This window comes from Pseudomonas sp. RV120224-01b, from assembly GCF_003208145.1.
GTDB lineage: Bacteria > Pseudomonadota > Gammaproteobacteria > Pseudomonadales > Pseudomonadaceae > Aquipseudomonas > Aquipseudomonas monteilii.
Window position 1 is genome coordinate 14,447 of sequence record NZ_QKMQ01000017.1, and the last position, 21,989, is coordinate 36,435.

General features: G+C 63.6%; 16 protein-coding genes and 1 pseudogene. 8 read left to right on the forward strand and 9 right to left on the reverse strand.

The annotated features are described in order from the left end of the window. Nucleotides 1–153 precede the first annotated feature (153 nt). The 4 genes from N436_RS22155 to N436_RS22170 form a co-directional block, all read right to left on the reverse strand. The gene (locus N436_RS22155; RefSeq protein WP_019098633.1) at nt 154–951 is read right to left on the reverse strand and encodes a class II aldolase/adducin family protein; all 798 of its coding nucleotides are present in this window, start codon (nt 949–951) and stop codon (nt 154–156) included. A 17-nt stretch (nt 952–968) separates the two neighbouring features. Beyond that, nucleotides 969–1,913: a D-isomer specific 2-hydroxyacid dehydrogenase family protein gene (locus N436_RS22160; RefSeq protein WP_110741952.1), complete on the reverse strand. Its 945-nt coding sequence runs from the start codon at nt 1,911–1,913 to the stop codon at nt 969–971. Further along, entirely contained in the window at nt 1,910–3,043 is a 1,134-nt protein-coding gene (locus N436_RS22165) for an acyl-CoA dehydrogenase family protein (RefSeq protein WP_110741953.1), read from the reverse strand. The genes N436_RS22160 and N436_RS22165 overlap by 4 nt, the downstream gene beginning before the upstream one ends. A gap of 230 nt (nt 3,044–3,273) precedes the next feature. Continuing rightward, on the reverse strand, nt 3,274–4,164 hold the full coding sequence (locus N436_RS22170) for a LysR family transcriptional regulator (RefSeq protein WP_105948640.1): 891 nt from the start codon (nt 4,162–4,164) through the stop codon (nt 3,274–3,276). 345 nt (nt 4,165–4,509) lie between these two features. Between N436_RS22170 and N436_RS22175 the strand changes: the two genes are divergently transcribed. The 3 genes and pseudogenes from N436_RS22175 to N436_RS22185 form a co-directional block, all read left to right on the forward strand. Next, nucleotides 4,510–5,475, forward strand: a complete 966-nt coding sequence (locus tag N436_RS22175; RefSeq protein ID WP_110741954.1) for an ABC transporter substrate-binding protein — start codon at nt 4,510–4,512, stop codon at nt 5,473–5,475. Between the two features lie 16 nt (nt 5,476–5,491). Continuing rightward, nucleotides 5,492–6,448, forward strand: coding sequence for an aliphatic sulfonate ABC transporter substrate-binding protein (locus N436_RS22180; RefSeq protein WP_110741955.1), 957 nt, complete (start codon nt 5,492–5,494; stop codon nt 6,446–6,448). 112 nt (nt 6,449–6,560) lie between these two features. Then, nucleotides 6,561–6,899 (forward strand): annotated as a pseudogene (locus tag N436_RS22185) (LysE family translocator); the annotation flags it as partial. 62 nt (nt 6,900–6,961) lie between these two features. Here the strand turns inward: N436_RS22185 and N436_RS22190 are convergent. Continuing rightward, nucleotides 6,962–7,549: a TetR/AcrR family transcriptional regulator gene (locus N436_RS22190; RefSeq protein ID WP_110741957.1), complete on the reverse strand. Its 588-nt coding sequence runs from the start codon at nt 7,547–7,549 to the stop codon at nt 6,962–6,964. Nucleotides 7,550–7,684: 135 nt separating this feature from the next. On the opposite strand from N436_RS22190, the gene N436_RS22195 reads away from it, so the two are divergent. Beyond that, entirely contained in the window at nt 7,685–8,905 is a 1,221-nt protein-coding gene (locus N436_RS22195) for an MFS transporter (protein ID WP_110741958.1), read from the forward strand. 8 nt (nt 8,906–8,913) lie between these two features. Here N436_RS22195 and N436_RS22200 read toward each other — a convergent pair whose 3' ends face one another. Continuing rightward, complete coding sequence (locus tag N436_RS22200) at nt 8,914–10,602, reverse strand: NAD(P)H dependent flavin oxidoreductase family protein (protein WP_110741959.1); 1,689 nt, start codon at nt 10,600–10,602, stop codon at nt 8,914–8,916. Nucleotides 10,603–10,680: 78 nt separating this feature from the next. Between N436_RS22200 and N436_RS22205 the strand changes: the two genes are divergently transcribed. Continuing rightward, nucleotides 10,681–12,165 (forward strand): PLP-dependent aminotransferase family protein, encoded by a 1,485-nt coding sequence (locus tag N436_RS22205; RefSeq protein ID WP_110741960.1) that lies wholly within the window; start codon nt 10,681–10,683, stop codon nt 12,163–12,165. A 4-nt stretch (nt 12,166–12,169) separates the two neighbouring features. Here the strand turns inward: N436_RS22205 and N436_RS22210 are convergent, their stop codons facing one another. Beyond that, entirely contained in the window at nt 12,170–13,414 is a 1,245-nt protein-coding gene (locus tag N436_RS22210; protein WP_110741961.1) for a DUF1835 domain-containing protein, read from the reverse strand. Nucleotides 13,415–13,640: 226 nt separating this feature from the next. Between N436_RS22210 and N436_RS22215 the strand changes: the two genes are divergently transcribed. From N436_RS22215 to mgtA, 3 genes are all read left to right on the forward strand, one after another. Continuing rightward, entirely contained in the window at nt 13,641–14,531 is an 891-nt protein-coding gene (locus N436_RS22215; protein ID WP_110741962.1) for an alpha/beta fold hydrolase, read from the forward strand. A 140-nt stretch (nt 14,532–14,671) separates the two neighbouring features. After that, nucleotides 14,672–16,297 carry a methyl-accepting chemotaxis protein gene (locus N436_RS22220; protein ID WP_105948651.1) on the forward strand — a complete coding sequence of 542 codons (1,626 nt, stop codon included), beginning with the start codon at nt 14,672–14,674 and terminating at the stop codon, nt 16,295–16,297. Nucleotides 16,298–17,047: 750 nt separating this feature from the next. After that, complete coding sequence (mgtA, locus tag N436_RS22225) at nt 17,048–19,762, forward strand: magnesium-translocating P-type ATPase (protein ID WP_256590010.1); 2,715 nt, start codon at nt 17,048–17,050, stop codon at nt 19,760–19,762. 96 nt (nt 19,763–19,858) lie between these two features. Here mgtA and N436_RS22230 read toward each other — a convergent pair whose 3' ends face one another. Both N436_RS22230 and N436_RS22235 read right to left on the reverse strand, forming a co-directional pair. Beyond that, nucleotides 19,859–21,085: an MFS transporter gene (locus N436_RS22230; RefSeq protein WP_105948666.1), complete on the reverse strand. Its 1,227-nt coding sequence runs from the start codon at nt 21,083–21,085 to the stop codon at nt 19,859–19,861. Between the two features lie 153 nt (nt 21,086–21,238). Continuing rightward, the gene (locus N436_RS22235) at nt 21,239–21,949 is read right to left on the reverse strand and encodes a TetR/AcrR family transcriptional regulator (RefSeq protein ID WP_110741964.1); all 711 of its coding nucleotides are present in this window, start codon (nt 21,947–21,949) and stop codon (nt 21,239–21,241) included. Between the last annotated feature and the right edge of the window lie 40 nt (nt 21,950–21,989).

The following is a 21,989-nucleotide window of genomic DNA, read 5'->3' on the forward strand; positions in this document are numbered from 1 at the left end:
GTGGTCCTTGATCAAGATGGAGTTCGCCTGTGCCGGCCCTTTCGCGGGCAAGCCCGCTCCCACAGGTACGGTGCTGTACTGGGAAACTGTGCAATCCCTGTGGGGAGCGGGCTTGCCCGCGAAGAGGCCGGTACTGGCAGCAGATGCCTTCAGTCAGTCCTGATAGTCCCGCCCCTCCCGATCCAGCTGGCGAATCAGCGCATCCCAATGCCGCTGGATCCCCTCACCCTGGCCATCGGAAAACCGCTTGGACTGCTCATGCACCTTGGCGATCGCCGCCGGCGCCGCATGTAGCAGCTGATCATTGCCCCCGGCCTGGGCCGCCACCTGGATGTTGCAGGCCCGCTCCAGCCCGTGCAGCTCGCGGAAGGCGTGCTCCACGCTGACACCGCCCGTGAGCAGCCCGTGGTTGCGCAGAATCAGGATGTTGCTCGCGCCCAGGTTGGCCACCAGCCGCTCTTGCTCGTCCAGGTCCAGCGCCACGCCTTCGTAGTCGTGGTACACCACGCGGCTGTAGTAGGCCAGGGCGTGCTGGGAGATCGGCAGCAGGCCATCGCGCTGGGCCGACACCGCCGCGCCATCGCGGGTGTGGGTGTGCAGTACCGCCTTGAGGTCGGGGCGGGCGCGGTGGATGGCGCTGTGGATCACGTAGCCGGCCTGGTTGATGCCCAGCCCCAGCGGGTCGTCGATGATTGTGCCGTCGACATCCACCTTGACCAGGTTGGAGGCGGTGATTTCATCGAACAGCAAGCCGAAGGCGTTGATCAGGAAATGCTCCTCCGGCCCCGGTACGCGGGCCGAGAAGTGCGTGTAGATATGGTCAGTCCAGCGAAACAGCGCGGCCAGGCGGTAGGCGGCGGCCAGCTTGACGCGTACTTCCCATTCCTCGGCGCTGACCCGTTGGCGAACGCTCTGGGCGGTATTGCTGGTGACGGCAGACAGTGAAGTCATGGTGTGTTCTCCGGTGATCAGTAGCCGCGCGTGGTATCGACCAGGTTGGCCAGGGGCGCCTGCTCGCGGTAGCGGTGGAAGTTGGCGATGAAGGCGTCGAGGAAGGCCGGGTAACCGTCCTCGGAAATGGCCGAGGTGTGCGGTGACAGGAACACCCGTGGGTGGTGGTACAGCGCATGGCCCGCCGGCAGCGGCTCGGGCTCGGTGACATCGAGGCTGGCGCGGCCGATCAGGCCGCTGTCCAGCGCGTCGAGCAGCGCCTCCTGATCGAGCAGGCCGCCCCGGGCGATGTTGATCAGGTGCAACCCGGGGCGGGCATGGGCCAGCACCTGGCGGTCGATCAGCCCGCGGGTGGCGGGGGTCAGCGGGGCGGCCAGCACCAGGTGGTCGCTGCCGGCGAACAGTTCACGCAGATCGGCCGCACGCTCCACGCCGGGAATCTCGGCGATGGGTTGGCCGGGGCGGCTCAGGGCCAGCACCCGCAGGCCGAGGGCCTGCGCCTTGCGCGCCAGGCTCTGGCCGATGCTGCCAAAGCCGAGAATGCCCAGGGTGCGGCCACGTACCGGGGCCAGCGGGGTCAGGCGCCAGTCGGCGTCCTTGACCCACAGCCCCGGCAGTTGCTTGGCGGCGGCGAACACCAGGGCCAGGGCGAACTCGGCCACGTGCTCGGCGTTGGCGCCCTTGCCGCTGGTGACCGGCGGGCCCTGGAACACCCAGTCGGGGTAGAAGTCGATGCCCGAGGACACCAGTTGCACCCACTTCAGGTTCCAGGGCCAGCCCGGCGGTGGGCTGTCGACCCGCTGCCCGCGAACGTTCACCGGGCGCAGGATGAACACATCGGCGGGCACATCGATGTTCAGTTGGCCGAAGGGAATATCCACCACTTCGTGGTCCACCAGCCGTTCGCGCAGGGCCTGGTTGGCCTGGGCGTCCAGCTGGCTGGCGATGATCGAATGGCTCATGCGACTAGCTCCGTCAATGCGTTGCGGCCGACCTGGCCGAACACCACGTCGTCCTGTGGGGTGTGGATGCGGCTGCACAGCACGTCGCGGTAATGCCGCTCCAGTGGGTTGCGCCGCGAAAGGCCCGGGTTGCCGGCGGCCTCGATGGCCAGCTCCACGGCCTGGATGGCGTTGGCGCTGACCAGGTGCTTGATCTGCCCGGCATGACTTGGGGCGATGTGCCCGGCAGCGGCTGAATCGAGCAGGCTCTGGTTGGCGAACAGCAGGGTGTCGATGCGCCCGAGCACGTCCTGGAAGCGTGGCAGGCTGGCCAGCGGTGCGCCGAGGTTGGACGGCGTGCGCTCGGTAAGAAAGCGCGCCAGCCAGTCCCGTGCAGCACGGGCCACGCCGTCGTACACCGCTGGCAGCAGCACGGCCATCCACAGCAGCCCCTCGCCATCGAGTTCGGCGCGCGGTGCGCTGGCGGGGCTGACGCTGACGGCGTGGTCGAGGGGGATCAGCACGTCGTCGAAACGCACTTCGTGGCTGCACGTGGCGCGCATGCCCAGGTGGTCCCAGTCGTCGATGATGCAGATGCCGGGGGTGTCGCGGTGCACCAGAAAACCACCGACAAGAGGGTCGCTGTCATCGCTGCGGCCCCATACCAGGTACCAGCTCAGGCCGTGGCTGCCGGTGGAGTAGATCTTGCGCCCGCTCAGGCGCCAGCCTTCGGCGGTGCGCCTTGCCACGGTGGCCGGCAGCCCGCCACGGGCCGGGGTGCCCAGCTCGGGCTCGACACGCAGGGCATTGATCAGGGCACCGTGGCGCACGGCGTCGTCGGCCACGCGCTGGCGCAGGTGGGCGGGCCAGCGGGTGTCATCCTGCAGGCGAAAGTGTTGCAGGTACTGCATCACCAGGATCAGCGCGGTGGCCGGGTCGCCCTTGCCGACCGCGCCGATCACCCGGCGCGCGGTGGCCAGGTCCGCGCCGCCGCCACCGAGGGCGCGGGGCACGGTGAGGCCCAGCAGGCCGTGGCGCTGCAGCAGGTCGAAGTTGTCTTTGGGAAACTGCGCGCTGCGATCGTAGCGCTCGGCGTTGGCCGCAAGGGCCTCGGTGAGCTCGGCCAGGGCGCTGTCGGAAGGGTGACTCATGGGGGTTCATCCCTGAATGACGGTGTGTGGCTAAGACCGTATTCGTATGGATGAAGGCTGTAAAAGTCTTTTTGGTTCTATGCTAATTATCAGTTTTCAGAATTTATTTTTTATTTTTATATGCGAGTTTCGCATTTAGAGGGGTGTTGCCTGTATCGCAGGCTTCTCCAGCTCCCACAGGATTGTGCAGGCCTTGAAGACACTCGCTGGTGAAGCCTGCGATAAGGCCCTCAACCCAACAACCGATGCCCCGCCACCTCACCAAACAGCTCCACCGGCCCCTGCAAATTCCCTAGGTAACGCGGATGGAACAGCCACAGATCCACCTGCGGCTTGAAGTCGCTCACATTCAGCACCTCCAGCGCATCGCGGTGCCGGCTGGCCATCAGCAGGGGCTCGGGCACCAGCCCCAGGCCTTGCCCGTTGGCCACCAGCCCCAGTTGCAGCTCGGTGCCGAAGGTCTCCAGGTTGATCGACAGGCTCAGTCCCTGTTCGCTCAGCGCCCGCTGTAAGCCTGCGCGAAAACCGCAGCCATCGGGGTTGAGCACCCAGCCACGGGTGTAGCAGTCGCGCAACTTGTAGTTGCGTTTGCCGGCACTGCCCTTGGCGGCCACCACCTTGAGCGGCATGCGCGCGATGGACTGGCTGGCGATGCCCTCGGGGAAGATCTTGCCCGGCGGGAACAGCGCAGCGGCGGCGTCCAGCTCGCCGTTCTCCATGCGCGCGATCAGGCTGCTGCCCCAGCCGCTGCTGACCTGGGTGCGCAGTTGCGGGTAGGCCTCGCGGATCTGCGCCAGGGCGTCGAGCAGCACCACATCGCCCAGCGTCTGCGGCACGCCCAGGCGCAGGGTGCCGGAGGGGGCGCCGTCGTTGGCCACCAGTTCGCGCAGCGAGTCGATCTCGCGCAGGATCGCCTTGCACTGCTCGTACACCCGCAGGCCCATGGGCGTGGGCTTGAGCGGCTTGGTGTTGCGGTCGAGCAGGGTGGCGCCGAGGTCTTCCTCGAAGTTCTGCACCCGGCGGGTGATGGCCGGTTGGGTGAGTTGCAGGGCCTCGGCGGCGAGGTTGGTCGACTGGCAACGAATGACCGCCACGAAGGCGTCCATGTCATCGATTTTCATGTTCGGTGCTCACGCAAGAGAACGGAAAAAATAAGGTATTAGCATAATCTTGGTTCTATGTAATGCCATACATTCTTGCAGGAGATCACCCATGCGCTATCGCGCAGAGAACTGATTTCGCTAGCGCGCCGCGTACCCTGTGGCAGCGGCTTTAGCCGCGAAGCAGACAACGCGGTGTATGGCACCGGCTACGCCGGTGTTCGCGGCTAAAGCCGCGCCTACAGGTATTCTGTAAATTTGCATATTAGGTTATTCCTAAAATCAATTTTTGTAATTAAGCACTTCTCGCTACAGTCGCAGCTCCCGGGCCGCAAGACGCCGCCCGCCACGACACCGAGGAGCGCCATGTCCATCCGTTCGAAGTTGCTGACCCTTGCCGCCGCCGTGCTGCTGGCCAGCCAGGCTGCCGCCAGCGAGCGCCTGACCCTGCGTATCGGCGACCAGAAAGGCAACATGCGCGCCCAACTGGAGGCCGCCGACGCCCTGCGCGATTTGCCCTATGACATTCACTGGGCTGAATTTCCCGCCGCCGCACCGCTGGCCGAGGCGCTCAATGCCGGCGCCATCGACGCCGGCATCATCGGCGATGCGCCGTTGCTCTTCGTGCTGGCTTCGGGGGCGCCGGTCAAGGCCATCGCGGTGGACAAGTCCGACCCCTATGGCACCGCGCTGCTGGTGCGTCCGGACGCTCAACTGCGCAGCGCCGCCGACCTCAAGGGCAAGCGCATTGCCACCGGGCGCGGCTCGATCGGGCATCACCTGGCGCTCAAGGCGCTGGATCAGGTCGGCTTGAGCGAAAAGGACGTGGAGTTTCGTTTTCTCGGCCCGGTGGACGCCAAGATCGCCCTGGCCAACGGTTCGGTGGACGCCTGGTCGACCTGGGAACCCTACACCGCGCTGGCCGAGCTGAGCGGGCAGGGCCGGGTGCTGGTGAACGGCCGCGGTCTATCCAGCGGTAACAGCTTCCTCGCGGCCACCGACAAGGCCCTGGATGAACCCGCCCGACGCGCCGCGCTGCAGGACTACCTCAACCGCCTGGCCGGCGCCCAGGTGTGGGCCAACCAGCACCTGGACAGCTACTCCAAGACCCTGGCCGCGATCATCGGTTTCCCCGAAGACGCCGCGCGCCTGCAATTCGAGCGGCGCCAGCTGCGCTGGCAGGTGATTGACCCACGCACCGTGGCCGAACAGCAGGAAACCGCCGACTTCTACCAGGCCCACGGCCTGATGAACCAACGCCTCGACGTGCCCCCGACCTTCGCCACCGGCTTTACCGTGCCGACCAACGCCAAGCTGGCCGCGCAACCCTGACCCGGAGATCTATCCCATGAGCTTTAAACCCCTGCGCCGTGTAGCGCTGGCGCTGCTGGCCAGCGCCTTGTTGCCGAGCCTTGCCCATGCTGAACAGACCCTGCGCATCGGCTACCAGAAATCTTCGACCCTGCTGACCCTGCTCAAGGCCCGCGGCACCCTCGAACAGCGCCTGCTAGCCGAGGGCATCCGCATTAGCTGGCACGAATTCCCCAGCGGCCTGCCGCTGCTGGAGGCGCTGAACCTGGGTAATGTCGACCTGTCGGCGGACGTGGCCGACACCGTGCCGGTGTTCACCCAGGCGGCTGGCGCCAAGCTCACGTACTTTGCCCGGGAAACCCCGTCACCTACGGCCCAGGCGATCCTGGTGCCGGTAGACTCACCGCTCAAGACACTGGCCGACCTCAAGGGCAAGCGTGTGGCGGTGACCAAAGCTGCCGGAAGCCACTACCTGCTGATCCAGGCTTTGGCCAAGGCCGGGCTGACCTTCAAGGACATCACCCCGGCCTACCTGATTCCCGCCGACGGCCGAGCCGCCTTCGAGAACCACAAGGTCGATGCCTGGGTGACCTGGGACCCGTACGTGGCCAGTGCCCAGCGCCAGCAGAACGCGCGTATCCTGGCCGATGGCAGCGAGCTGGCCAGCTACCAGCGCTACTACCTGGCCGGCAGCGACTATGCCAAGGCCCACCCCGAGGTGCTGCAGCAGGTGTACCTGGCTCTGCGCGAGGCAGGTGCCTGGACCAAGGCCAATCCGGCGGAGGCTGCGCGTATTCTCGGCCCGTTGTGGGGCAACCTGGACAGCGCCACGGTTCAGCAGGCCAACGCCCGGCGCAGTTATGACGTGCAGCCGGTAAAGCTGGACAACCTGGCTGAGCAGCAGCGCATCGCCGATGCGTTCTATCGCGAGGGGCTGCTGCCAAAGGCGGTGGACGCCAGCGCGGTGAGCCTGTATGAGCCGGCACAGAACTAGCCATTGTTCTTAGGTCAAGCGTCACCGAGCTGAAGGCTGCGCGTGGAATGATGCCAGCGGCAAGGCCTTCCAGTTCCAGCAAGTTGAAGAATGTCGGGGACGGTTGTTGCATCTGTCCTCCTGCCAGCCGGCGTCCCGGCAATCGTTGCCCAACATTTTTCTAACGGGTCTGCTTTCGGCTGGGCTCAACCCGAAGCCTGGTTTGTTCGTACTGGCATTCATTCCCCAGTTTGTCGATCCGGCTCGCCGGTCGGTCAGCGTGCAAATGGTGGTTTACGGGGTGTGGTTTGCTGTACTCACAGCTTTTGGTTTTGCCTTGATGGGCATTTTCGCCACCGTGTTATCTCGGTACCTGTACCAGCGGCCACGGCTGGTAAATGGCCTAAACGTGGGCGCAGGCCTCACCTTCGTCGCCTCCGGTGTTTCGATTGCGGCTTTGAGTCAGAGATAGTGGGTGGGGGAAAGCGGCGGGGCTTTGGATGAGCCCCGTCATCCCCAGGCAATGCGCTCCGATCAAGTGCTAACCAACAACCCACGTAGCAGCAACTTGAGCGCGTCAGTCGCACTCCTGAAGCGTGCAGATGCTTGATCCCCGTCGGCGATCCAGAAGCTGGCTTCAGACAAGCTGCCATAGATCAGCAATGCCAACGCCTCGGAGTCCATTTCAGCTACCACGCCTTGCGCGATGAGGCTGTCGATCAAGTGCTGCATGGATTTGACGCAATGACGCTGTGCTTCTGGTGACGCATCCCCCAGAACGGCTCTGGCGTCCCGCAGCACCAGGCGCTGGATTTCAGGTTCCAGTGCCATCTGCAGATACGCCTCGCAGCGCCCTTGAAAACCTTCCCACGCGTTTTCGGCGTTATCGGAGATTGCTTGCAGCCGCGCATCCATCTCCGAATCGATCTGCTCGACGACTGCCGCAAGCAACCCTTTCTTATCGCCAAAGTGGTGATAAAGCGCGCCACGGGTAAGGCCTGCCTGTGCAGTCAGGTCGTCCATCGATGTTTCGGCATAACCCTTTTCACTGAAAACCCTTCGGGCTGCGGCCAGTAAAGCCGCTCGGGTTTCTTCCATCTCGGCACGGGTGCGGCGAGCCATTTGCTCTCTCCTTACATACGAGCTGCATGATTATTTACATACGAGGCGTATGAATATACGATCTTATTCATACGCCGCGTATGTATTTTCCACCTCAACGCATTTGACGTGCAAGCTGGTTTCAAGGAGATCCACATGGCCACACCTTACCGAGAACTGTTCAACGCGCCTGGCAGCAGGGCGTTCTCCCTGGCTGGCCTGCTTGCCCGGATACCGCTGCCGATGACGGGTATTGGCATCATCACGATGCTGTCCCAACTGCGAGGCAGCTATGCGCTGGCTGGCATGGTCTCAGCAACATTCGTGCTTGCCTACGCGCTGCTCTCACCTCAGGTATCAAGGCTGGTAGACCTGAAAGGGCAGCGCAAGGTGTTGCCTTTCGCTACCGCAACAAGTGTTATCGGACTATTGGTGCTGGCCGCCAGCGCGAAGTGGCAGGCGCCAGGCTGGAGCCTGTTCATCGGCGCGTTGCTGGCCGGTTTCATGCCGAGCATCTCGGCCATGGTGCGGGCCCGTTGGACAGCGCTCTATCGAGGCCAACCACAGTTGTCGACGGCGTACTCGCTGGAGACGGTCTTTGACGAAGTCTCCTTCATCCTTGGGCCGCCGCTGGCAATCGGGCTCTCCATCATGGTTTTGCCCCAAGCTGCTCTGTTGATAGCGGCAGCGTTGCTGCTGCTCGGGATGGTCGCGTTACTGGTTCAGCGAACTACCGAGCCTGCGGTCGAGGCTCAGCCCTTTTCTTCAGCCCGCCCTCGCTCTGTCATCCGATTGTCGAGCGTACGGCTGTTGACGTTGCTGTTAATGGTCATGGGCGTCATCGTCGGCACCGTGGATATCGTCAGTGTGGCGTTTGCCGAGCAATTGAACCGCCCGGCAGCAGCCAGTGGTGTGTTGTCGGTTTATGCCGTGGGCTCCTGCGTGTCAGGGTTGTTGTTCGGAGCCCTTCGGCCGAAATTTCCTCTGCACCGTCAGCTGCTGGTGGCCGCGTTGGCGACGGGCGTGACAACGTTGCCCCTGGTGGCCGTGAACGGTATTCCTGGCCTTGCTGTTGCAATGCTGGCGGCTGGGCTGTTCTTCGCCCCTACCATGATCGTGGCGATGACGCTGCTGGAGCGCCAGGTGCCCGAACGGCAAGTGACAGAGGGTATGACCTGGCTGCTTGCCGGGCTGAATGTCGGGGTTGCGCTGGGGGCAGCCGGGGCCGGTCGTATAGTCGACGCCGCCGGTGTGCAGTGGGGATTTGCCTTGGCGCTGGCAGCAGGCATCGCCGTAGCCGTGGTGGCGTTTCGGGCATCGAGCCACAGCCATGCCGAAGCGGTTGCGCGCCTGATTGACGCGCACCTTGCGTCCTGACGGTCGTTTCAAGCTGCCGTAGCCACGACTGGCCTGGCCTCGCCAATCAGGATGTCTTCAAAAAACGCCCCGACGGGTTCGGTAGGGTGGCACAGCTGTATTTCCAGTACCCATACCACCTCGCTAGGGACGATCTCTACCTCGGCCAGTTTGTCCTGCCCATACAGCACATGGGGGAAATCGGCGATGCGGTGCCCGGCCAGGTTGCGCTCAAGCTGCCAGCCTTTGGCCTGGGCACTGCGCTCGGCGAAGTCATACAGTTCGCGCCCCGTCAGCCCACGCCCCCAGGCCTGACGGGTTTCGTCGAACACCTCATGCAATGCCTTGACGCAGGCGTGGTGCAGCGCGTGCTCGCCGAACACGAAGGTGTCGCCATAGTCACCTTCGTAGCCATCCCAGACCGGGCCGACGTCGACCACGACGATATCCGTAGTACGTAATACGCGTTGCAGATCAATACCTTGTCGCGGGGTACGCACGGTGTCATCGCCGAAGCGGATGTAGGTGGGGTGCCAGGTGTGCGACGCACCCATGGCCTGCAGGGTTTGCGCGGCCATTTCAAGCGCCTGGGCAGTGGTCATGCCGACCTGCAGTTGACTGGCTATCGCGGCCACGGACCGTACCGACTGCTCGCGGGCTGCAAGCATGCCGTCCAGCGAATAGCGTGGGCCGACCTTTTCCAGCTCTGGGTGCAGTGTGCTGGCCGATGAGGCCTGCGCTGCCGGTGTGCCACTGGCGACAAAGGCTTCAGCGACAAAACGATGGGGGTGTACGCCTGCGGCAATACAATGTTCGCGGGCCTGTCTGATCATTGTGGCATTGCCGCAGGCGTAGACCTGGGTATCGTCCCAGCGATGCGGGTGGGCCAGCGCCGCCTGCTGCACTCGCGCCTGGTCCGAGCGTACCGGGTACCAGCGAAAGTGTGGGTGCGCACGGCTGGCTTGTTCGAGAAAGTCATGGTCGTAGAAGTCCGCTTGCGATGAACCGCCCCAATACAACGTGACCTCGGCATCGCGGGCCAGGGCAGTGAGCAGCAAAGGCTTGATGCCGGCATAACCTGTGCCGGTGGCGAACAGCACCAACGGGCGTTGGTCCTCGTGTTGCCAGGTGCAGGCGCCCAGTGGGCCTTCGAGCGTTACTGAAGCGCCTGCCTGCAGGGTGGGCAGCACGCCTTCGGTGAACAGGCCACCGCTGACCTTGCGAATGTGAAACACCAGTTGCCCCTGTTCCTGTGCCGGCAGGTTGGCAATGGAGAAACAGCGGCTGTCGCCATTGCCCAGCTGGAACCGCACATACTGGCCGGCCCGAACATCCAGTGGCTGGGCAGGCTGCAGCACGAGCTCGACGATATCCGTGCTCAGCGCGCGCTGGCCAACCACCTGGGCGTGGACTTCCAGTGCCGGGGTATCCAGTGACCAGCCGGGTATCTCCAGGCGCATGTCGCTGCAGGCGTGGCTCTGGCACAGCAGCATCTCGTCGGCAGCCAGGGGATAGGAGGGGGCCGGTGTGTCCGCATCTCGCTGCTTGTCGTGATACTGCCCCGACACCACCTTGACCTTGCACGAGCCACAGGCGCCACGGCGGCAGGAGAAGGGTACCGGCAGGCCACTGGCAAGCATGGCATCGAGCAGCAATTCGTGGCTGGCTTCGAACGTTTTGCCCGAGGGCGACAATTCAATGACGTGGCGGCTTTGCATGAACACCTCGGCTCAAATGGAGCTTCGATTGTTGCTATAGTCCAGGACCAGCAGAACCTCCAGATTTGGATAATTCACATGGTCCAGCTTCGTAAATGGCAACCGCTGCTCAAGCTCGACGGGGCGCAAGCTTCGTACCGGCAGATTGTCGAGGGGCTGGTGGCCGCGATCAGTGAGGGTCGCCTGCGCCCTGGCACGCCCTTGCCGGGCACGCGGGAGATGGCGCAATTGCTGAACGTCAACCGCAAGACGGTGATCCTGGCCTATGAGGAAGCCGAAACCAAAGGCTGGCTGCAAAGCGTGCAGCGCCGGGGCACCTTTGTCAGCCAGCAGCTGGCGGCCAGCGCGCGGGCCGAACCGGATGCCACCCGGCGCTTTGCCCTGGCGCTGCCCGAGGAACCCGCTGTTGCCTACTTTGCGGCGAACGAGCAGGCCGCCGCGCAGCAGGGGCGACCAGGTGCGTTGTTTTTCGACAACGGTGCGTGTGACCACCGCCTGCTGCCGCAAGCTGTACTGCACCGCTATTACCGCAATGCCTTGCGCAGCAGTTTCACCAGCAACAGCGTGCGCCACGGCAGTGAATGCAGCAGCCGCTACCTGCGCAGCGCCCTGGCTGACATGCTGCGGCACAATCGCAGCCTGAACGTTGGCGCCGAGCATATCTGCCTGACCCAAGGGGTGCAGATGTCGTTGTCGCTGGTGGCCAGCGTGTTGCTCAAGCCGGGTGATGTTGTGCTGGTCGAGCGCCTGAGTTATCCGCCTGCGTGGGAGATTTTCCGTCAACTGGGTGCCCGGCTGGTCACCGTGGAACTGGACCATGAGGGCTGCCGGGTCGATCAGCTCGATGCCCTGTGCCGGCAGCACAAGGTACGGATGATGTACATCACGCCCCATCACCAGTTCCCCACCACGGTCAGCCTGCCGGCCGGGCGCCGGCAGCAGTTGCTGGAGCTGGCACGCCAGCACGACTTTTGCGTGGTCGAGGAAGACTACGACTACGAATACCACTTCTCCGGGCGGCCCTACCTGCCTTTGGCCAGCGACCGCCAGCAGCGGCATGTGATCTACATCGGCACGATGTCCAAGCCCTTGGGCAGCACGTTTCGCTGCAGTTACATCGTGGCGCCCGTGGAGGTGATTGCCGTGCTGGAGCGCCGGGCGACGCTGACCTTGGGGCAGGGTGATGCGGTGATGCAGCGCATGCTGGCGGACTTGATCAATGAGGGCGAGCTGAAGAAGCACTTGCGCCGGGTCAACCGCGAGTACCGCCGACGCCGGGAGACCCTGTTGGCGTGCTTGCACGAAGCGTTTGGCGAGCACATTTGCGTACAGGAGCCGGAAGGGGGCCTGGCGCTGTGGGTGCGCTTTGTCGACGAAATCAATGTGGATGAATTGGTCGAGAAAGCGCTGGAGCTGGACCTTGTGGTGCGCAGTGGGCGGCAGTTTTCCCCGTTTGGCCATGCCGAGAACGCCCTGCGCCTGGGGTTTGCTTCGCTGGATGTGGATGAGATCCGGCTGGCCACGCAACGTTTGGCGCAGGCCGCTCAGCGGCCCCCTTGTTGAGCCGCTATCGACGCCGCCACACCTCGCCTTGCTCGTTGACCACCCAAGGCCTGTCCGCCGCATCGATCAGCACCCCGCCAACCCAACGCGGTGCGGGGTGGCAATCGAGCCAGTGCACCTTCCCGGCAAGCACCTGTTCGGCAAGCGGGGTCAGCTGCAACTGCCGCTGTGCCCAGGCTTCTCCGGGGCCTTCCAGCAGTAATGGCTGCGGCCCATGGATCAGGGGCTGCAGCAGGACATGGAACATCATGTCGCCCAAGTAAGGCAGGGGATCATCCTGCATCATCAACTGGCCAAATACGCGCCCGGCCGCCATCTCGCCGCGTGACGCCAGCGCACGCAGCAACAGGCGTTCGGTAAGGCTCAAACCGTCGATCGCCCCCGGCAGCTCTTGCAGCTGGCGCGCCAGTGCCCGACCCAGCAGTGGCAAGGCCGGATGCTGGCGGCCAGCCAGGCGTGCCCAGGCCTGTGGGTCTGGTGCGGTGTAGGCCGCCCATGCCTGGCGCGCCAGGGCCAGTGCATCCTCGCCCAGTGCGCGACGTTGTGGCCACAGCCAGGCCAGCAGGTCGGGGGCCAGTTGGCCGATGCCGATGAAGCGCTCGATACCGGGCACCTGGTCAATTTCGATCAGCTCCAGCCGACGGGGCAGGCCGGGCAGGCTGGCGAGCACGCGAATCAGGAACAGTTGGTCGTAGGCGTCGGCCTCGCACCACAGCACGATCTGGCTGTCGTGGCTCAGCCCGGCCAATGCATTGCGCTGTACCGCCTGGCGCTGCTCAAGGTCTTGTGGGGTCAGCTTGAACGCCTGCTGCACGTAGGCACCCCGCACCTGCCAGTACTGTGCCTCGGGCAATGCCGGTACCGGCCCCATGACCATCGGGTCTTCGAACATCTGGAAGGCGCCGGTAAACCCGGCGGTGCGCAAGCTGTGGGCGATGTCGTTGCCACAGCGCCAATGCTGTACGGCAGCCTCGTCATCCGCAGAAAAACCGGGATGGCGCGCGGCGAACGCCACGGCATCGGCATGGGCCTTGAGCCTGGGCCAGCTGGCGAATCCGGCCTCGCGGGCGACCAGCCATTGGGTATCGGCAAGCCGGTAGTCGGGGCCGGGCAGGCCAAGCGTGCGCAATTGCTCGCGGGTGTCGTCGGCTTCGTGGTTTTTCAGTGCAGTCAGCAAGCGCTTGGCGCGTTTGCGCAAGGCAGGCAGGTCGAGCAGGCCGTGGTGGCGAGATGCATTGATGGCGGGCATGCCAACTCCTTTGGGGCTCGGTCCGCCGACAAGCCGGGAGCTGGTACGAAAATGTAGGGGTACATGGCTCGGGCAACCCCTTCGCGCGGACCGCAGGCGCAGCCGGCGCCCAGGCCCTGACTTTAACGGTGTAGCGTACCGGGTTGCAAACGATAGTTTACCCATGCCGTGTGGCACGCCTTATAGTGGCGGGCTTTTCCAGGTTCAAGTCAAAGGAATGGCCACTATGCGTGTACGAACCCTGCTTGCGGCAATCGCTGCCAGCGTTGCCCTGTCTTCGGCGTTAGCCGCACCAGGCCAGCCAGTGCCTACGGCTGATGAACGCATTTCTGTGCAGGTTGAGGGCGCTGGGCCAGACGTTATCCTGATCCCTGGGTTGGCCTCATCGCGTGAGGTATGGGCAGGGCTCGCCAGTGCGCTGCGCCAGCAGCACCGCCTGCATCTGGTGCAGGTTGCAGGTTTTGCCGGCGCGCCTGCCGTGCCCGCTGCGCAGGGGCGCGTGGCAGCTCCCGTGGCCGAGGCAGTCGCAGACTATATCCGCCGCCAGCACCTGAAGGCACCGGCCATCATTGGTCATTCGCTGGGCGGCGAGGTTGCGCTGATGCTCGGCGCGCGTCACCCCGAGCAGGTGGGGCGGCTGATGGTGGTCGACGCGCTGCCGTTCTACACGCTATTGATCGATCCGGCGGCAACCGCTGAAACGGCAGCACCACAGGCTGGCGCCTTGCGCGAGGCGATGTTGGCGGCACCGGCAGCGCAGGCCGAAACGATGCAGCGGGCAGCCATCGACCGGTTGGCCAAGACCGCAGCGGCCAGGCCGGCACTGGTCGATGCAGCGCTGCGCTCGGACCGCAAGACGGTAGCCGATGCCACCCATGAACTGATGACCACCGACTTGCGCCCGGAACTCGGCCGTATCCAGGCACCGGTAGAGGTCGTGTATGCCTATGACCCGCTGTATGGCATACCTGCGGCCCGTGTCGATGCAACCTTCGCTGATGCCTATGCCGGCACGCGGGGCATCAGTTTCAAGCGGATCGACGGCAGCTTCCACTTCGTCATGCTGGATCAACCCCAGGCGTTCGCTGAGGCTGTGGTCGACTTCCTCGGGCGTTGAGGCTGGCCTGTTCGCAATCTGTTCGGTTACCGCCCATAACCGCCTCCAGGCACCTCAAGCCTGCGCCGGCACCTCCGATAGCAGCACACCCACCGTCGAATCATCGACCAGAAGTGGTGCCAACCAGGAGTACTGCCCGCATGCTTGCCAACCTGAAGATACGTACCGGAATGTTCTGGGTATTGTCGCTGTTCAGCCTGACCTTGCTGTTTTCTACCGTGAGCGCCTGGTGGGCAGCGGTGGGCAGTGACCAGCAGATCACCGAACTGGACCAGACCGCACACCAGTCGGACCGGTTGAACAATGCGTTGCTCATGGCGATTCGTTCCAGTGCCAATGTGTCCTCGGGTTTCATCGAGCAGCTGGGTGGCCATGACGAGAGCGCAGGCAAGCGCATGGCGCTGTCGGTCGAGCTGAACGACAAGAGCCAGAAGCTGGTCGACGAATTTGTCGAAAACGCGCGCGAGGCCGCCCTTCGCACACTGGCCATCGAGCTGCAGGTTACCTTTGCCGAGTACGCCAAGGCAGTGGCCGGGCAGCGGGAAGCGACCCGCCAGCGCTCGCTGGAGCAGTACTTCAAGGTCAACAGCGACGCCGGCAATGCCATGGGCCGGTTGCAAGCGTTGCGCCAGCAACTGGTTGGCGCACTGAGTGAACGTGGTCAGCAGATCATGCTTGAGTCCGACCGGCGCCTGGCCCGTGCGCAATGGCTGAGCCTGGGCCTGCTGGGTGTGACCTTGCTGTTGGCGGTGCTGTGCTGGGCCTTCATTGCCCAGCGGGTACTGCACCCGTTGCGTGAAGCCGGTCGGCATTTCCAGCGCATTGCCGGTGGCGACCTTAGCGTGCCGGTGCAAGGGCAGGGCACTAACGAGATCGGCCAGCTGTTCCATGAGCTGCAACGCATGCAGCAGAGCCAGCGCGATACCCTTGGGCAAATCGACCACTGCGCCCGGCAGCTGGACGCTGCTGCCACGGCATTGAACGCGGTCACCGAGGAAAGCGCCAACAACCTGCGCCAGCAGGGGCAAGAGCTGGAGCAGGCCGCTACTGCCGTGACCGAAATGACCACCGCTGTGGAGGAGGTTGCACGCAATGCCATCACCACTTCGCAGACCACCAGTGAGTCCAACCAGCTGGCCGCACAAAGCCGTCGTCAGGTCAGTGACAACATCGACGGCACCGAGGCCATGACCCGCGAGATCCAGACCAGCAGTGCGCACCTGGAGCAACTGGTCGGGCAGGTACGGGATATCGGCAAGGTGCTGGAGGTGATCCGCTCGGTGTCCGAGCAAACCAACCTGCTGGCGCTCAATGCGGCCATCGAGGCTGCCCGCGCAGGTGAGGCCGGCCGTGGCTTCGCGGTGGTGGCGGATGAAGTGCGCACATTGGCCTACCGCACACAACAGTCGACCCAGGAGATCGAGCAGATGATCGGCCGCGTGCAGGCCGGTACCGAGGCCGCGGTGGCTTCGATGCAGGCCAGTACCAACCGTGCCCAGTCGACGCTGGATGTGACCCTGGCCTCAGGGCAGGTGCTGGAGGGCATCTACAGTGCGATCGGTGAAATCAACGAGCGCAACCTGGTCATTGCCAGTGCGGCCGAAGAGCAGGCCCAAGTGGCGCGGGAAGTGGACCGTAACTTGCTGAACATTCGCGAGCTGTCGAACCATTCGGCGGCGGGCGCACAGCAAACCAGCGAAGCGAGCAAGGCGCTGTCGGGGTTGGTCGGGCAGATGACAGCGCTGGCGGGTAGGTTCAGGTTGTAAAGTCAGGCATCAGGCCACGCCCGCAAGTAACATTAAAACAAGGTTAAACTTGTTTAACATTGCCGTTGCGGGTTGACTTCGATACTACGCTTGAATAAAGTTCGATCGCCCCGAGAACGGGGCCTTTTCCTATTCACTGAAGAATTCAATGGACACAGTATCTAGTCGCTGCCTGACCGCCGCCGTACGGCCCGGTCAGGCACTTGAACCGGAACACCGGTCCCGACACCCCGGTCGGGCAAGCCGCGCCAGAGCCTGATGCTCCGCCGTGACTTGCCGCCGCCGGTGTTCGCCGGTTGGAGGCAAGCTCATGAACCTCACGTCATTCGTTTCATATCGCCTGCACGCCTGTCCTCTGGCGCTGCGGGCCTGCGCCTGGCCGCCCCGCCAGTACTGCAACCCTGACGACAGCCAGGAGCCCCCAGGTAGGTGGGGGCTCCTGGCGCGCCATCACGCCCGTCATCAGCCCAGAACTTTTCCCTGAATAAAAGATATTGAACGGTATCTTTCCTGCCGAACTTTTTACATAAAAAGTTCGCGGGGACACTATTGTCCGGCACTTATAAAAAAGGAATACACCATGGACTGCGCGAGTAGAAAGTTCGCTGCCGAAACAACTTCCGACCCTCGGCAGCGGACAGACAACTGTCGGAAAACCCCAGCATTTTTCTGCGACCCGACATGCCTTCGTTCACCGCCTGGGTGAAACGTCTGTGTGTCGTGCCGCCGCAGCGGCAGGAGCACAGCAACATGACTGTCAAACACCGCAACACCCCATCGGCCAACGCCGAACGCCAAACCCGCCTGTCTACCCGCGCCGCCCGTGAAGCGCGTAATGGCCTGGCCGTCACCCTCGCCAACCTGGATGCGACTGAACAGGGCCTGACCGAGCACGAAGCCGCCAAGCGTCTGGAACGTGATGGTGCCAACCAGGTTGCCCATGACCAGCAACCCCACGCGCTGGTGCAATTGTTCAAGGCCCTGCACAATCCGTTCATCTATGTACTGCTGACCCTGGCCGGGATCAGCTTTGTCACTGACTACTGGCTGCCGGTTCGTGCAGGCGAAACGGACGATGCTGACCTGACCAAAGTCGTCATCATCATGACCATGGTCAGCCTCAGCAGCCTGCTGCGCTTCTGGCAGGAATACCGCTCCAACAAGGCGGCTGACGCGCTCAAGGCAATGGTGCGCACCACCGCCACCGTGCTGCGTCGTGAGCAGGTCGGGCAGGCCCCGCGCCTGCGCGAAGTGCCCATGGACGACCTGGTGGCCGGCGATATCGTGCAGCTTTCTGCCGGCGACATGATCCCCGCTGACATCCGCCTGCTTGAGTCCCGCGACCTGTTCATCAGCCAGGCGGTGCTCACTGGCGAGGCGCTGCCGGTCGAGAAGTACGACACGCTGGGCCATGTTGCGCAAAAGTCCGCCACCGAGCAGGGCGACAGCCAGGGCAACCTGCTAGAGCTGACGAACATCTGCTTCATGGGCACCAACGTGGTCAGCGGCCGTGCCCGCGCAGTGGTGGTCGCCACCGGCCGCCGCACCTATTTCGGCTCGCTGGCCAAGGCCATTGCCGGCTCGCGCAGCCAGACCGCCTTCGACCGTGGGGTGAACAGCGTCAGCAGCCTGCTGATTCGCTTCATGCTGGTGATGGTGCCGGTGGTGTTCATGATCAACGGCGTGGTCAAGGGTGACTGGGGGGATGCCTTCCTCTTCGCGCTTGCCGTGGCGGTGGGCCTCACCCCGGAAATGCTACCGATGATCGTCAGCGCCAACCTGGCCAAGGGTGCTGTGGCCATGGCCCGGCGCAAGGTGGTGGTCAAGCGTCTGAACGCTATCCAGAACCTGGGCTCAATGGATGTATTGTGCACTGACAAGACTGGCACGCTTACCCAGGACCGGATCATCCTGGAACACCACGTGCGCTTCGACGGCCAGCGCGACAAGCACATTCTTGAACTGGCGTGGCTCAACAGCCATCACCAAAGCGGTATCCGCAACCTCATGGACCAGGCCGTGCTGCATTTCGCTGGCCAGGACCGTGAGTTCCAGGCGCCCTATGCCTACGCCAAGGTCGACGAACTACCGTTCGATTTCATCCGCCGTCGCCTGTCAGTGGTGGTGAAGAACGCCTTGGGCGATCACCTGTTGGTCAGCAAGGGCGCGGTCGAAGAAATGCTTGCCATCGCCACCCATGTGCAGGAAGGCGGCAGCGTTGTAGCGCTCGATCCGCGCCGCCGCGAGCGCCTGCTGGCCAGCGCCGATGCCTTCAATCAGGACGGCTTCCGGGTGTTGGTGGTCGCCACCCGTGATATCCCGGCGGGCGAAAGCAAGGCGCAATATCACACCGACGACGAGCGCGACCTGGTGATACAGGGTTTCCTGACCTTCCTCGACCCACCCAAGGAAACTGCCGGCCCGGCCATCGCCGCGCTTCGCGACAGGGGCGTGCGGGTGAAGGTGCTGACGGGCGACAACCCGGTGGTCACTTGCAAAGTCTGCCGTGAAGTCGGCCTGGCGCCAGGCCTGCCGTTGCTCGGCGAGGACATCGAGCGGATGGATGACACCACCTTGAAGCGTGAGGTGGAGGCGCGCACCGTTTTTGCCAAGTTAACCCCGCTGCAGAAATCTCGCGTGCTCAAGGTCCTGCAGGGCAATGGTCACACGGTGGGCTTCCTTGGCGATGGCATTAACGATGCTGCAGCCCTGCGTGATGCCGACGTTGGTATCTCGGTGGACAGCGGCACCGACATCGCCAAGGAGTCGGCCGATATCATCCTGCTGGAAAAAAGCCTGATGGTGCTTGAGGAGGGCGTGCTCAAAGGCCGCGAAACCTTTGGCAACATCATGAAGTACCTGTGCATGACGGCCAGTTCCAACTTCGGCAACGTGTTCTCGGTGTTGGTGGCCAGTGCGTTCATTCCGTTCCTGCCGATGCTGGCGATTCACCTGTTGCTGCAGAACCTGATGTACGACTTTTCCCAGCTGTCGCTGCCCTGGGACCGCATGGACAAGGAGTTCCTCAGCGAGCCGCGCAAATGGGATGCCCGCAACATCGGCCGCTTCATGCTGTGGATCGGCCCGACCTCGTCGATCTTCGATATCACCACCTTTGCCCTGATGTGGTACGTGTTCGCCGCCAACAGTGTCGAGATGCAGGCGCTGTTTCAGTCGGGCTGGTTCATTGAGGGCTTGCTGTCACAAACCCTGGTGGTGCACATGCTGCGCACGCGCAAGGTACCGTTCTTCCAAAGCACTGCTGCGCTGCCGGTGGTGCTGGCGACCGGCCTGGTGATGGCATTGGGGGTCTACATTCCGTTCTCGCCCGTAGGCGCGATGGTCGGCCTGGTGCCGCTGCCGTGGGCGTATTTCCCTTGGCTGGTCGCCACCTTGCTGGGCTACTGCGTGGTCGCCCAAGCCATGAAGGCGCTGTATATCCGCCGTTTTGGGCAGTGGTTCTGAGCCACTCGTGGAGCGCAAGGCATACGTGCAAGTGTTACGCGATTGATGGAGCGGGCTTGCCCGCGAGGGGCTGCACAGCAGCCCCGGCACTACAACTCAGCCTGGCTGCGTCGCCAGGCTGTTGCTGACGTTGCGGCCCAGCACCAACACCGTGACAAAGCCGCAGCCTACCAGCGCCGTGGCCAGGCTCAGCAGCACCGCTGTGCCCATGTGGTCGACCACCTGGCCGCCGAAGAACGAGCCCACGGCAATGATCACCTGGAACATGGCCACGAACAGCGGCATGCCACGCTCGACATCCTTGGGGGCTACGACAAACATCCAGATGTTGGCGCAGGCCGGGAACGCACCGAAGGCGAAGCCCCACAGTGCGATCAGCATCGCGGCGCCGGTCATGCCGGTGGCGAAGTGCGGGAACAGGGCAGTGCTGACGGCGATCATCAACGCGACCAGCATCAGGGTATGGCGCACGCTGCGGTTGGCTGCAAAGCCGGCGAAGATGTTACCCATGAAGCCGGCCACACCATACAGCAGCAACAAGGAGCCGATCGTAGGCCCGTCGAAGCCGGCATTCTGTTTGAAGAACGGTGCAACGTAGGTGTATGCGGCAAAGTGCGCCAGGCCAATCAGCAACACGGCGATCAAGCCGACCCGCGCTTGCGGGTTGATGAACAGCGCCGGCAGGTCACTGATGCGAATGGCCTTTTCCGGCATCAGCCGTGGCAGCAGGAACACTTGCGCCAGCAGCACGGGCACGCCCACCAGCGCGGTCACCAGGAAGGTCATGCGCCAGCCCATCAGGCCACTCAGCCAGGTGCCCACGGGCACACCCACGACGGTTGCCAGGGTTACGCCAGCCATGATGATGGAGTTGGCCTTGGCCACGCCCATGCCATCAGGTGCCAGTCGGCCGCTGAGGGCGATGGCGGTCGCCCAGAAACCACCAATGCTGACGCCCAGCAGCACGCGGCCGACCAACAACAGGTTGAAGTCGCCGGCATAGGCCACGATCGCGTTGGCGATGATCATGATCAGCGTCAGGCCGATCAGCAGGTAGCGCCGGTCCAGCGCACCCACGCCGACGGAAATCAGGGGCGCGGCCAATGCGGCCATGATGCCGGGCAGGGTCACCATCAGGCCGGCAAGGCCGGCACTGATGCCCAGGTCGCTGGCCACATCGTTGAGCACCCCCACCGGGAGGAACTCACTGGTGACCAGGGCGAAGGCACCCACGGCGACCGAGAGGATTGCCAGCCATTGCTGCAGGACACTCTGTTGACTATGTTCGGGAAGGCCGCGAGGGGCCTGGCGGTTGCTTGGCATGGGGTTCGGTTCCATGAGGGATATCGCCTGTAGCAGGCGCAGGAGCGGGGGGATTTGCAGGGGATTATAGGGACGGCCTTGTCAGGCCGACAGGCAGGCCGCTTGATAGTAAACATCAGCGCAATCGATGAAACACCTGGCGTAGAGCGCTTGTTATCGCTGTGTCGCCGTGCGTGGCTGTTTCGGGACGACGCCCCCCAGCACCATCTGGATAACCGTGCGGGTGGCGCGATCAAAGTCCGATTTGTCCGGTTGGGCCACGCCTCTGACCTGCGACATTTGCCAGGCCAGGTTGGTATACGTGCGCGTTGCCGACCAGATGAAGATCATCAGGTGTTCAGGGTCACAGGGGGCCAGGCGGCCATGATCGATCCAGTCGCGCAGGCAGGCAACGTTGCGCCGGGCTTCTTCGTGTAGCAGGTTTTTGCACGCCTCAGGCAGGCGCCTGCCCCCAGAGAGCAGTTCCTGGCTGAACACTGCAGCGCTGAACGGGTGCTCCCGAATGATGCGGATGCGGGCTTTGATATAGGCCCGCAACCCCGCTATCGGGTCGTCGTTCTTTCGCAGTGCTGCCGAGGCCTTCACCAACGGCTCGACAAAACTCATCAGCACCTGGACGTACAGGTTCTCTTTTGTCTGGAAGTAGTAGTAGAGGTTGGCCTTGGGTACCCCGGCACGCTCGGCGATATCGTGCGAATGGGTGGCGGTGAAGCCGGTCAAGGCAAACGACTCGCTGGCTGCCTTCAGAATCAGCTTCTGATTCTTGCGTCGTATACCGGGATTACCCAACGCATGATCGATTGTGCCGTACGGGGGGCTAGCGTCTTCGTCGGCAGTGTCTGGCGTGTCGGGCTGAGCGTACATCACGGCATCGTTCGGGCTTTATGGATTCGCTGTATATAAA

What these genes read in the sequence shown, in the direction of transcription:
- N436_RS22230 (WP_105948666.1), bottom strand. Translation starts at nt 21,085, where the DNA reads ATGCCAAGCAACCGCCAGGCCCCTCGCGGCCTTCCCGAACATAGTCAA.
- N436_RS22200 (WP_110741959.1), bottom strand. Translation starts at nt 10,602, where the DNA reads ATGCAAAGCCGCCACGTCATTGAATTGTCGCCCTCGGGCAAAACGTTC.
- N436_RS22235 (WP_110741964.1), bottom strand. Translation starts at nt 21,949, where the DNA reads ATGTACGCTCAGCCCGACACGCCAGACACTGCCGACGAAGACGCTAGC.
- N436_RS22215 (WP_110741962.1), top strand. Translation starts at nt 13,641, where the DNA reads ATGCGTGTACGAACCCTGCTTGCGGCAATCGCTGCCAGCGTTGCCCTG.
- N436_RS22205 (WP_110741960.1), top strand. Translation starts at nt 10,681, where the DNA reads ATGGTCCAGCTTCGTAAATGGCAACCGCTGCTCAAGCTCGACGGGGCG.
- N436_RS22165 (WP_110741953.1), bottom strand. Translation starts at nt 3,043, where the DNA reads ATGAGTCACCCTTCCGACAGCGCCCTGGCCGAGCTCACCGAGGCCCTT.
- N436_RS22170 (WP_105948640.1), bottom strand. Translation starts at nt 4,164, where the DNA reads ATGAAAATCGATGACATGGACGCCTTCGTGGCGGTCATTCGTTGCCAG.
- N436_RS22175 (WP_110741954.1), top strand. Translation starts at nt 4,510, where the DNA reads ATGTCCATCCGTTCGAAGTTGCTGACCCTTGCCGCCGCCGTGCTGCTG.
- N436_RS22190 (WP_110741957.1), bottom strand. Translation starts at nt 7,549, where the DNA reads ATGGCTCGCCGCACCCGTGCCGAGATGGAAGAAACCCGAGCGGCTTTA.
- N436_RS22210 (WP_110741961.1), bottom strand. Translation starts at nt 13,414, where the DNA reads ATGCCCGCCATCAATGCATCTCGCCACCACGGCCTGCTCGACCTGCCT.
- N436_RS22220 (WP_105948651.1), top strand. Translation starts at nt 14,672, where the DNA reads ATGCTTGCCAACCTGAAGATACGTACCGGAATGTTCTGGGTATTGTCG.
- mgtA (WP_256590010.1), top strand. Translation starts at nt 17,048, where the DNA reads ATGACTGTCAAACACCGCAACACCCCATCGGCCAACGCCGAACGCCAA.
- N436_RS22155 (WP_019098633.1), bottom strand. Translation starts at nt 951, where the DNA reads ATGACTTCACTGTCTGCCGTCACCAGCAATACCGCCCAGAGCGTTCGC.
- N436_RS22160 (WP_110741952.1), bottom strand. Translation starts at nt 1,913, where the DNA reads ATGAGCCATTCGATCATCGCCAGCCAGCTGGACGCCCAGGCCAACCAG.
- N436_RS22195 (WP_110741958.1), top strand. Translation starts at nt 7,685, where the DNA reads ATGGCCACACCTTACCGAGAACTGTTCAACGCGCCTGGCAGCAGGGCG.
- N436_RS22180 (WP_110741955.1), top strand. Translation starts at nt 5,492, where the DNA reads ATGAGCTTTAAACCCCTGCGCCGTGTAGCGCTGGCGCTGCTGGCCAGC.